The 12,074-nt window shown below is 69.2% G+C and carries 7 protein-coding genes; 5 read left to right on the top strand and 2 right to left on the bottom strand.

Features of this window, described 5'->3' with window-relative positions:
• Positions 1-114 precede the first annotated feature (114 nt).
• The 4 genes from QZ749_RS00380 (at position 115) to QZ749_RS00365 (ending at position 5,644) form a co-directional block, all read left to right on the top strand.
• Positions 115-1,806 carry an alpha-amylase family glycosyl hydrolase gene (locus QZ749_RS00380; protein ID WP_296942097.1) on the top strand — a complete coding sequence of 564 codons (1,692 nt, stop codon included), beginning with the start codon at positions 115-117 and terminating at the stop codon, positions 1,804-1,806.
• Between the two features lie 94 nt (positions 1,807-1,900).
• Complete coding sequence (locus tag QZ749_RS00375) at positions 1,901-2,935, top strand: alpha/beta fold hydrolase (RefSeq protein ID WP_373896760.1); 1,035 nt, start codon at positions 1,901-1,903, stop codon at positions 2,933-2,935.
• 149 nt (positions 2,936-3,084) lie between these two features.
• Positions 3,085-4,944: a glucokinase gene (locus QZ749_RS00370; protein WP_296942093.1), complete on the top strand. Its 1,860-nt coding sequence runs from the start codon at positions 3,085-3,087 to the stop codon at positions 4,942-4,944.
• Between the two features lie 10 nt (positions 4,945-4,954).
• Entirely contained in the window at positions 4,955-5,644 is a 690-nt protein-coding gene (locus QZ749_RS00365; protein ID WP_296942091.1) for a M15 family metallopeptidase, read from the top strand.
• A 104-nt stretch (positions 5,645-5,748) separates the two neighbouring features.
• Here the strand turns inward: QZ749_RS00365 and QZ749_RS00360 are convergent, their stop codons facing one another.
• Both QZ749_RS00360 and QZ749_RS00355 read right to left on the bottom strand, forming a co-directional pair.
• Complete coding sequence (locus QZ749_RS00360; protein WP_296942089.1) at positions 5,749-8,475, bottom strand: alpha-1,6-glucosidase domain-containing protein; 2,727 nt, start codon at positions 8,473-8,475, stop codon at positions 5,749-5,751.
• A gap of 50 nt (positions 8,476-8,525) precedes the next feature.
• Entirely contained in the window at positions 8,526-10,091 is a 1,566-nt protein-coding gene (locus QZ749_RS00355; protein ID WP_296942108.1) for an oligopeptide:H+ symporter, read from the bottom strand.
• Positions 10,092-10,424: 333 nt separating this feature from the next.
• On the opposite strand from QZ749_RS00355, the gene QZ749_RS00350 reads away from it, so the two are divergent.
• Entirely contained in the window at positions 10,425-12,074 is a 1,650-nt protein-coding gene (locus QZ749_RS00350) for an alpha-amylase family glycosyl hydrolase (protein WP_296942087.1), read from the top strand.

Here is a 12,074-nt window from a genome sequence, read left to right as displayed (position 1 = left end):
CCCGTCGCCCCGGCGCTGGCCGGGGACCAATTTTTCGGACCGGCGCGCACACCTGGACCCCGGCCTGCGCCGGGGCGACGGCATATTCCTTAACCTTCCACCACAGGACCCCGAATGAAGATTTCCGCCCTTGCCGCCTCCCTGCTGCTCGCCTTCGGCGCCGCCACGGCCGCAGCCGCGGCCCCGGCCCCGGCCCCGGCGCCCGCCAGGCCGTTCACCTGGGAGAACGCGACCGTCTACTTCCTGCTGACGGACCGCTTCAACAACGGCAATCCGGCCAACGATCTCGCCTATGGCCGCAAGGGCGACGCCGCGCCGGCGCGCGGCTTCATGGGCGGCGACCTGGCCGGCGTCACGGCCAAGATCAAGGACGGCTATTTCACCGACCTGGGCGTGGACGCGATCTGGATCACCCCGCCGGTCGAGCAGATCCACGGCTCGACCGACGAGGGCACCGGCAAGTCCTACGGCTTCCACGGCTACTGGGCGCGCGACTTCACGGCGGTGGACGCCAACCTGGGCAGCGAGAAGGACGTGCGCGAGCTGGTCGAGACGGCGCACGCGCACGGCATCCGCGTGCTGCTCGACGTGGTGATGAACCACACCGGCCCGGTCACGCCCCAGGATACCGTGTGGCCGGCCGACTGGGTACGCACCGAACCGGCCTGCGACTTCAAGACCGTCAAGGGCACGGTGGCGTGCACGCTGGTGAAGAACCTGCCGGACATCCGCACCGACAGCGACGCGCCCGTCGCGCTGCCGCCGTTCCTGGTCGCGAAGTGGAAGGCCGAAAAGCGCTACGAGCGCGAGACGGCGGAACTGGACGACTTCTTCAAGCGCACCGGCTACCCGCGCGCGCCGCGCTACTACCTGATGAAGTGGCATGCCGACTGGGTGCGCAAGTACGGCTTCGACGGCTTCCGCGCCGATACCGTCAAGCACACCGAGGCGGGCGTGTGGAAGGAATTGCGCCAGGTCGCGGGCCAGGCCTACGAGGACTGGAAGCGCAGCGACGCCGGCAAGCGTGACGTGGCGAAGATCGGCAACCTGCCGTTCTTCATGACCGCGGAAGTCTACGGCTACGACCCGAAGGCCGGCCGCACCTTCACCTACGATGACGGCACCAAGGTCGACTTCTTCGCCAACGGCTTCGACAACCTGATCAACTTCACGCTGCCGGGCGACGCCAGGCAGGGCTACGAGCAGGTGTTTTCCCGCTATTCGCAGGCGCTGCACGGGCCGCTGCAGGGCGTGTCGATCCTCAACTACGTCGACTCGCACGACGACGGCAACCCGTTCGATCCACTGCGCCGGCAGCCGCTGGAATCGGCCAACAAGCTGCTGCTGGCGCCGGGCGCCGCGCAGGTCTACTACGGCGACGAGACCGCGCGCGTGCTGAAGGTCGACGGCGCCGAGGGCGACGCCAACCTGCGCTCCTTCATGAACTGGGACGCGCTGGCATCGAACGCGCGCGTGGGCCTGTACGGTGCCGGCGACGTGCGCGACCACTGGGCGCGCCTGGGGCGCTTCCGCCATGCGCATCCCGCCGTCGGCGCCGGCGTGCACCAGATGATCGCGTCCAGCCCCTACACCTTCAAGCGCACCTACGAGAAGGACGGCGTGCGTGACCGCGTGGTCGTCGCGCTCGACCTGCCGATGGACCGCGCCGTGCCGATCTCCGTGGCCGGCGTGTTCAACGACGGCCAGACCGTGCGCGACTGGTACACCGGCAAGACGGCCGTGGTCAAGGACGGCAAGGTGCAGTTCGACGGCCGCGCGACGGTGGCGCTGATCGCGCAGGACTGAGGGTCCGGCCGGGCCGGATGCGCACCAGGGGCGCGCGCCACCGCGCACGCCACGGGCAGGCGGACGCGCGCGGCGCGGACCTGGGCTAGACTCGGTGCATCGCCACCATCGAGGAAGCCCCATGTCCGCACGCCGACTCTCCGCCATCCTGCTCCTGTCCGCCCTGGGCGCCGCCCGCGCCACCGGCGCGGCCGAACCGTCCTACGGTCCCGAGCTCGAGGGCTTCGACTACCCCTATCCGGTGCAGCAGTACCGCTTCGCGTCGCAGGGCGCGCAGCTGCACATGGCCTATATCGACGTCAGGCCGGCGAAGCCGAACGGCCGCACCGTCGTCCTCCTGCACGGCAAGAACTTCTGCGCCGCGACCTGGAAGGGCAGCATCGACGCGCTGGCGCAGGCCGGCTACCGCGTGGTGGCGCCGGACCAGGTGGGCTTCTGCAAGTCGAGCAAGCCGGAGCACTACCAGTACAGCTTCCAGCAACTGGCCGCCAACACGCACGCCCTGCTGGAATCGATCGGCGTGAAGACCGCCACCGTCATGGGCCACTCCACCGGCGGCATGCTGGCCGTGCGCTACGGCCTGCTGTACCCGCAGCAGACCGAGCAGCTGGTGCTGGCCAACCCGATCGGCCTGGAAGACTGGAAGGCGCTGGGCGTGCCCTCGCTGGGCGTGGACAAGTGGTTCGAGCGCGAGCTGCAGCAGAGCGCCGACAAGATCCGCAACTACGAGACATCCACCTATTACGTGAACCAGTGGAAGCCCGAGTACGAGCCCTGGGTGCAGATGCTGGCCGGGATGAACCGCGGCCCCGGCAAGCGCATCGTGGCCTGGAATTCGGCGCTGCTGTACGACATGATCTACACGCAGCCCGTGGTGTACGAATTCCCCCTGCTGACGATGCCGGTGCTGCTGCTGGTCGGGACGAAGGACACGACGGCGATCGGCAAGGACGCGGCGCCGGCCGAACTGCGGCCGAAGCTGGGCAACTACGCGGAACTGGGCAAGCGCGCGGCGCGCGCCATCCCGAAGGCGACGCTGGTCGAGTTCGACGACATGGGGCATGCGCCGCAGATGCAGGATCCGCAGCGCTTCCACGCGGCCCTGCTGAAGGGGCTGGCGGCGAAATGAGGCGGCAGTAAGCCGTCGTCCCCGCCTGCGCGGGGACGACGTATCTGATTGCGCGGCAGCGCTGGCGCCGACTTTCCTTTTTGGGGCGTTTCGATCGATGGTATCCTAGCAGCACTATAAAAGGAGACCCTCTTCGAGAGGCGCACCACATGACGCTCGAACCCGACACCGATTCCCGGTACGCCCGTCCGGCCTACGCCGACGGACCGCGCCTGCTGGCCGACATCGGCGCGACCCACGCCCGCTTCGCCCTCGAGACCGCCCCCGGCGCGCTGCGCAACGTCGCCGTGCTGCTGTGCGACGACTACCCGGGCATCGTCCCGCTGCTCGAAGCCTACCTGGCGCAGACCGACGGCGTGCGCATCAGCCACGGCGCCTTCGCGCTCGCCAACCCGATCAGCGGCGACCTGATTCGCATGACCAACCGCGACTGGCAGTTCTCCACCGAGGAAGTGCGCCGCACGCTCGGCCTGAACACCCTCCTGATCGTGAACGACTTCACGGCGCTGGCGATGGCGCTGCCGGGCTTTCGCGCCGAGGACCTGCTGCAGGTCGGCGGCGGCAAGCCGGCGCCGAACGCGGTGGCCGGCGTGCTGGGGCCGGGCACCGGCCTGGGCGTCTCCGGCGTGATCCCGACGGTGGACGGCTTCGTCACCCTCGGCAGCGAGGGCGGCCACGTCAACTTCGCGCCCGCCGACGAGCGCGAGTTCGCGATCCTGCAGTACGCCTGGCGCGAATGGCAGCACGTGTCGAACGAGCGCCTGCTGTCCGGCCCCGGCATGGAAATCGTCTACCGCGCGCTGGCGCTGCGAAACGGCGTCGCGGCGCCCGTGCGCGACGCCGCCGGCATCGTCAGCTGCGCGCTCGACGACCGGGACCCGCTGTGCCTGGAAGTGCTGGAGTGCTTTTGCGGCATGCTGGGCGGCGCGGCCGCCAACCTGGCCGTGACGCTGGGCGCCTTCGGCGGCATCTTCATCGGCGGCGGCATCGTGCCGCGCATCGCGCAGTGGTTCGCCACGTCGCCGTTTCGCGCGCGCTTCGAGGCCAAGGGGCGTTTTTCCAGCTACCTGGCGCAGATCCCGACCTACGTCATCATGACGCCCAATCCGGCGCTGCGCGGCGTCTCGAGCATCCTGTCCGAGCACCTGCGCAACCGCGGCGGCGCCAATACGCTGATGGAGCGCGTGCAGCACCTGCAGCCGGAACTGTCGCCGGCCGAGCAGCGCGTCGCCACCCTCGTCATCGAGCACCCGCGCAAGGTGCTGTCCGAACCGATCGCCGAGATCGCCAAGCTGGCTGACGTCAGCCAGCCGACCGTGATCCGCTTCTGCCGCTCGCTGGGCTTTTCGGGCCTGGCCGACTTCAAGCTGAAGTTCGCCGGCAGCCTGACCGGCACCATCCCCGTGCGCCACAGCCAGGTGCGCATGACCGACAGCACGCACGACCTGTCGGCCAAGGTGATCGACAACACGGTGTCGGCGATCCTGAAGTTCCGCGACCAGCTCGACGTGAACTCGATCGACCGCGCCATCGAGCTGCTGCGCCGCGCCAAGCGCGTCGAGTTCTACGCGATGGGCAATTCGCGCGTGGTCGCCATCGACGGCCAGCACAAGTTCTTCCGCTTCCGCATCCCGACCTCGTCCTACGGCGACGCGCACCTGTTCGCGCTGGCGGCCGAGCTGCTGGGACCGGGCGACGTCGTCATCGCGATCTCCACCACCGGCCAGCTGTCCGAGCTGCTCGACGCCGTCGACACGGCGCGCGCGGCCGGCGCCGACGTCATCGCCATCACCAGCAGCAAGTCGCCGCTGGCGCGCAAGGCCAGCGTCTGCCTGTCGGTCGACCACAGCGAGGACAGCACCACGTTCCTGTCGATGATCTCGCGCATCCTGCAACTGCTCCTCATCGACATCATGGCGGTCGGCATCTCGCTGGGACCGCAGGGCGAAGGGGCGAGCGAGGGCGACAGCGAGCGGCGCCGGCTGCTGATCTCGCACCTCGACAGCTAGCGCGGCGGGCATGGACGCGGCCTTCGATGCGTACGAGTGGACGGGCCGGGCGCGCACGCACGTGGTGCAGTACGCGCGGCCGCGCTTCGCCGCCCGTCCCGAGGTCGCGCAAGCCTTCCTGGCGCTGCGCGCGGCCGCGCTGGACGACGGCATCGACCTGCTGCCGACGGCGTCCTGGCGCCCGTTCGAGGCCCAGCTGCGCATCTGGAACCGCAAGTTTTCCGGGGAGGCCACGCTGTACGACATCCACGGCCAGCCGCGCGCGCGCGCCGGCATGACGGACGAGGAGGTCGTGTGGGGCATCCTCGGCTGGTCGGGCTTCCCGGGCGCCACGCGGCGCCACTGGGGCACCGACATCGACGTGTTCGACCGCGCCGCGCTGGCGCCGGGCCAGAAGGTGCGGCTGCTGCCCCAGGAAGTGCAGCCCGGCGGCGTGTTCGAACGCCTGCACGCCTGGCTCGACGTCCACATCGGGCGCTTCGGCTTCTTCCGTCCCTACCGCCACCACCGCGGCGGCATGTATCCCGAACCCTGGCACCTCAGCTACGCGCCGTCCGCGCAGGCGGCGCTGGCGGCCTTCGACCTGGACGTGCTGCGCGGCGTGATCGCGGGGGCGCACGACATGCTGGGGCGCGAACTGGCGCTGGACATGCTGCCCGAGATCGCACGCAGGCACGTGCTGGACGTCGATCCGCCCTAAGCCAGGGCGGTGATCACGCAACCACCGCCCCGGCATGCCGGCGTAGGGTGCGCACCCCGTGCGCACCGGCCTGTCGGCGCCAGGCACGGATTCGGCCCGGGCGCCTAGTCTTCCACGAATACCACGGCCGTACGCGGCGGAATCTCGTAGGTCCCGGTGGCGCCGTCGAACGTCGCCTGCGTCGCGCGCTTGTCGGCCACGCCGTCGGCGCGGAACACCGGGTGCAGCGTCATGCGCCTGCCGGCGGCCTGCGGGTCGGTGACCGCGTGGCCGACCTTGTCGACGTTGATGAAGTACGAGAGGCCCTTGAAATTCGCGCCGGGATAGCCGGCGCCGTCCAGGTGGGCCGCGACGACGGTCGGCACCTGGTCCGGGCCGGTGTTGAAGAAGCGCAGGCGGCGCTGGACCTCGGCGGCGCTGGGCAGGCGGAATAACGTCGAGCTGGCGCGCACGGCCAGCAGGTCGCGGAAGGCGTCGCGCGCGAACGCGATGTCGGCCGGCTGCGGCTTGATGGCCGGGTTGCCGAGCAGCGGCTTGATGAGCGCCCAGTCCTTGCCGTTGTCCGCTTCCGGCGGCAGGCCGGTGGCGAAGTGGTTGTCGCGGTAGGTCCAGTCGATGCGGTTGAACCAGTCGCCCGAGTCGAAGCTGTTGCGGTCCAGCGACTTCGAGCGCAGCACGTCGATGCCGGCGTGGTAGTAGGCCACGCCCTGGCTGAACGCGTCGACGGCCATGCCCAGCACCTGCACGCGGGCGCGGTCGCGGGTCGAGGTCGACAGCGGCAGCTTGAATACGTTCATGTCGAACAGCGTCTGGTTGTCGTGGTTCTCGACGTAGTTGACCACCTCGCCCGGCTCGGCCACGTAGCCGGCCGGCTGGCCGTTGTAGTCGACCTGCTCGAGCGGCACGGTGCGGCCGTCGGCCGTCTGCAGCCGGTAGGCGCGCAGCGAACCGGCCAGGCCGGCGCGCACCAGGTCGGCCGCCCGCGACAGCGCGGCGGGATCGGCCTTGCCGGCCATGGCGTTCGGATCGTAGGCGAGGCCGTTGATCCAGCCCTGGCGCTCGATCATCGCGGCGCCGGCATCGCCGGCCGAGCCGCCGCGCACGGCGTCGCGGGTGCGGTCGTTGAAGGTGCCGATGCCGCTGCCGTTGAGCGACAGCTGGGAGGCCTGCACGAAGCGCTTGCCGTCCGCGACCTCGCCGAAGTTCCAGCCTTCGCCGATCAGCTGCACCTTGCGGCCGGCGGCCGCGTTCACGCGCTGCTGCAGCTGCTCCATCACGGCGCGCGGCTGGTGGCCCATCAGGTCGAAGCGGAACGAGTCGATCTTGTACTGGGTGGCCCACAGCACGGCGGAATCGACCATCAGCTTGCCCATCATGAGGTTCTCGGTGGCCGTGTTGTCGCAGCAGGTGGACTGCTCGACGCGGCCGGCGGCGTCCAGGCGGTGGTAATAGCCGGGCACGATGCGGTCCAGCACCGACTTTTCCTTCTGGCCGGCGGTGAAGGTGTGGTTGTAGACGACGTCCATGCCCACGCGCAGGCCGATGCGGTGCAGGCCGTCGACCATCTGGCGGAACTCGACGACGCGGCGCGCGCCGTCGGCCGGGTCGGTGGCGTAGCTGCCTTCCGGCGCGTTGTAGTGGTAGGGATCGTAGCCCCAGTTGAAGCAGTCCTTCGCCGCCGTGCGCCTGACCTGCGCCTGCTGGCTCTCGCCGTCCGGGCTACCTGCCGGCTTCGGCACCGCGCAGCCGGCTTCCGGCACGCTGCCCAGGTCGTACACGGGCAGCAGGTGGACGTCGGTCAGGCCATTCTTTGCCAGCGCCGCCAGGTGCTTCATGCCGTCCGAGCGGGTGTCGGTGAAGGCCAGGTACTTGCCGCGGTGTTCTGGCGGGACGGTCTCGTCGTCGCGCGAGAAGTCGCGTACGTGCAGCTCGTAGACCACCATGTCGGTCTGGTTGCGCACGGTCTGCGGCGCCGGCGCCGCATCCCAGCCGGCGGGCTTGAGGCGCGGGGAATCCAGGCGCGCGATGTAGCTGCGCTTCGAATCCGTGGTGAGGCTGACCGAATACGGGTCGGTGACCAGGTTGCGCACGATGCCGGCGCCGTCGACCGGCACGTCGACGGCGTACTTGTAGTACTTGCCGGTCAGGTCGCCTGGCAGCGTCACGTTCCAGGCGCCGGTGGCGCGGTCGAACGTCATCTGGTAGGCCGCGCGCACGCTGCCGGTGGCGCCGTTGTAGACGCACACGGCGGCCTGGCGCGCGGTGGGCGCCCACAGGGCGAACGCGGTGCGATCGCCGTCGATCGTCACGCCCAGCCTGTCCAGCTTGCCGGCGGCGGCGTACAGCGCGTCGAGCGCGCCGGCCGCCTGGATGCGGGTGGCGGCGCGCACGCTGCCGTCGGCGTCTTCCTGTACCAGCACCAGCTGCTGGCGGTGCAGGTCGGACAGGGCCATGCTGTCGCCCTCGCTCACGCGCAGCACGGGGCCGGCGCCGACGTACTTGAAGCGTTCGGCCGCGGCGGCCGGCACGGCGCCCTGGAACGCTTCCAGCACGATGGCGCCGGCGGCGCCGCTCACCTTGCCGCCCTCGGGTGCGGCGACGGCGCCGGTCGGCGAGTAGTACAGCTTGAAGGCGCCGCCGGCGCCGGCGCCGGGCCACTTGACGAGGCGGGCGTCGAGCCAGACGGCGCGCGCCTCGAACGCGGCATGGGACGGGTTCTGGACGATCTGGAAGTCCTTGCTGTCGCAGGATTCGGGAGACACGGCGGCGTGGGCGCCGGCGCAGGCGAGGAGGGCCAGCAGGCCGCCGGCGGTGGAAAGGGTTCGGTTCATGGATGCAGTCGGTGCGGGCCGGCGGGGTGCCGGCGCTGGGGAAAATGGGATCAGGCGGCGGCTTCGTCGCGATAATTGTCGGTCATGCGGTAGCGCGTCGCGTACCAGCCGAAGGCCAGCGCGGCCAGGAAGGCGAAGGCGGCGAAGAAATACATCTGGAAGGCCATCACGCCCAGGCCGGTGTTCTCGATGTGGCCGAGGACCGCGTCGTTCTTGACGCTGGCGTTGACGATCAGGACCCACAGGCTGCCCACCGTCACGGCCAGCGACCAGAACGCCATGATCACGCCCTTCATCGAGCGCGGCGCCTGGCTGTACGCGAATTCCAGGCCGGTGGCCGAGACCAGTACCTCGCCCATGGTCAGCAGGGCGTACGGCAGGATCTGCCAGGCCATCGAGACCGCGGCGCCGCCGTCCATCACCACCTGGATGGTGCCGATCGCGACCCAGGACAGGCTGGACAGGACGATGCCCGCCGCCATGCGGCGCAGCGCGGTCGGCTCCCAGCCCAGCTTGCGCAGGGCCGGGAACACGAACAGGTTGTTGACCGGGATGAGCAGCATCACCAGCAGCGGATTGAGGGCCTGCATCTGCGCCGGCTCGAAGCGGAACTCGGTGCCGAACAGCGACAGCGTCGGGCGCAGCATGGCATTCGCCTGCACGATCCAGGTCGAGGCCTTCTGGTCGAACAGCGACCAGAACGGCGTCACCAGCGCGAACACGATCAGGATGCGCAGCACCCCGCGCACGCCGTCCACCGCCTCGTCGGGATGGACGCCGCGCGCGCGTTCGAGTTGCATGGCCACGCCGATGCCGCCGAAGGCCAGCAGCAGCACCAGCGCCGTGCAGGCGGCGATCACGAAGCCCCAGGAGAACGACATCGCCAGCGCGGCCACGGCGCCGGCGGCGCCCACGCCCGCCACGGCCAGGCCAGGACGGCCGGCGCCGGCCCCGGCGGCGGCCGTCCGGGCCAGCAGCGCGGTGCGCGCCACGCGCGTGAAGGAGTGCGGATCGGCGGGGGCCGGCGGCACGTGCACGTACTTGTCGCGGCCGCTCCAGAACACCAGCGTGGCCACGAACATCAGGATGCCGGGGATGCCGAAGGCGACCGCGGGGCCGTAGTCGCGCAGGAAGATCGGCATCAGGAGCGAGGCGAAGAAGGAGCCGAAGTTGATGATCCAGTAGAAGGCGTCGAACACCAGCTTGGCCTTGTCCTTGTTGGTGTGGTCGAACTGGTCGCCGACGAAGGACGACACCAGCGGCTTGATGCCGCCCGACCCCAGCGCGATCAGGAACAGGCCGAGGTAGAAGCCCTTGACGTTGTCCTCGAAGACCGCCAGGCAGGCATGGCCGGCGCAGTAGACGAGGCTGAGCCAGAGCACCGTGCGGTACTTGCCAAAGAAGCGGTCGGCCAGCCAGCCGCCCAGCAGGGGGAAGAAGTAGACGCCGATGACGAAGGTGTGGAACACGTGCTTGGCCTCGCCCGTGCGCTCGGACTCAGGCAGGAACAGCAGCAGCGTCGAGATCAGGAACGGCGTCAGGATGTTGCGCATGCCGTAGAAGCTGAAGCGTTCGCAGCCTTCGTTGGCGATGATGTAGGGGATCTGGCGCGGCATGCGGCCGCTGGCGGCGGCCTTGGCCGGGGGCGGGTTCTGGGTCATCGGGTCTCCATCGACCGTCGTCCACCCCACATGGGAACGACGGGTTGCGTGTTATCCCGCGATGCTATGCAAGCGGCGCCGACTTGGCAACAGGAACTTGTTTAATGAATGTGTGTTTCGACGCCAGGCATCTGTAGTTTGACTACCGGTGGCATCGTTTCCATGCAACGCTCGATATCTCAAGTCACTGATTTTTATGGATATTTGATTTTATTCGGCCATTTTCACGCGATTGTCAGCGCGACCGTCATCCTGTATATTGCGTAAAAATTATCAAGGACATTGCTCATGAGCTCTACGCAGAACGCCCAGAACGACCAGAACCCGTGGTGGAAGGAAGCGATCATCTTCCAGGTTTATCCGCGCAGCTATCTCGACACCGACGGCGACGGCGTGGGCGACCTGGCGGGCATCACCGCCAAGCTCGACTACATCGCCAGCCTGGGCGTGGACATCGTCTGGCTGTCCCCGTTCTTCAAGTCGCCGATGAAGGACTTCGGCTACGACATCTCGGACTACTGCGACGTCGATCCGCTGTTCGGCAACCTGGACGATTTCGACAAACTGGTCGCGAAGGCGCACAGCCTGGGCCTGAAGATCATGATCGACCAGGTGATGTCGCACACGGCCGACGCCCACCCCTGGTTCGTCGAGAGCCGTTCCAGCGTCGACAATCCGAAGGCCGACTGGTACGTGTGGTCCGACCCGCTCCCGGACGGCAACCCGCCGAACAACTGGCTGTCCGTGTTCGGCGGCTCGGCCTGGCAGTGGGACACGCGCCGCAAGCAGTACTACATGCACAACTTCCTGGTCAGCCAGCCGCAACTGAACTTCCACAACCCGGACGTGCAGCAGGCCCACCTGGATTCGCTGCGCTTCTGGCTCGAGCGCGGCGTCGACGGCGTGCGCATGGACGCCTGCGTGTTCCACTTCCACGACCGCCAGCTGCGCAGCAACCCGCCGGCGCTGGTGCGCGACACCTCGACCGTCACGGACGTGAACCCGTACGGCATGCAGGCGCACATCCACGACAAGACCCAGCCGGAGAACATCGCCTTCCTGCAGAAGGTGCGCGCGCTGCTGGACGAATACGGCGCCGTGTCGATCGGCGAGGTCAGCTCGGACGACGCCCTGGCCCAGATGGCCGAATACACCGCGGGCGGCGACAAGCTGCACATGGCCTACAGCTTCAACCTCCTGACCCCGGAATTCTCCAGCGCCCACATCCGCCGCCAGGTCGAGGAATTCAACGAGCGCGTGACCGACGGCTGGGGCTCCTGGTCGGTGGGCAACCACGATGCGATCCGCGTGGCGACGCGCTGGTCCGACGGCCCCTGGACGCCGCAGGCCGGCGCGGCGCTGGCCAAGCTGGTGCTGGCCATGCAGCTGTCGCTCAAGGGCACGCCCTGCCTGTACCAGGGCGACGAACTGGGCCTGCCGGAAGCGGACGTGCCCTATGAGCTGCTGCAGGACCCGTACGGCATCACCTTCTGGCCCGAATTCAAGGGCCGCGACGGCTGCCGCACGCCGATGCCGTGGACGGCCGAGGCCCCGAACGCGGGCTTCACCACCGGCACGCCGTGGCTGCCGGTACCAGGCGAGCACCTGGGCCTGAACGCCGAGGCGCAGGACAAGGACCCGCATTCGCCGCTGAACTTCGCGCGCACCATCATCCACTGGCGCCGCACGCTGCCGCAGCTCACGCGCGGCGAGATCGCCTTCTTCGACGTGCCCGAGCCGGCGCTGGCGCTGCGCCGCGACGTGGCCGGCCATCCGACCGTGCTGGCCGTGTTCAACGTGACCAACCAGCCGGTCACCTTCGACTGGCCCGATGCCGCCGGCGCCCAGGCGCTGGCCGGGCACGGCCTGGCGGGCGAGGTGGCCGGCACCACGGTCACGCTGCCGCCGTACGGCGGCTGGTTCGGCACGAAGGCGTGA

Origin of the sequence: uncultured Massilia sp., from assembly GCF_913773735.1 — a bacterium.
Lineage (GTDB): Bacteria > Pseudomonadota > Gammaproteobacteria > Burkholderiales > Burkholderiaceae_D > Telluria.
The sequence above is the reverse complement of the archived record's forward strand: the minus strand, read 5'-3'. Positions and strand labels throughout refer to the sequence as shown.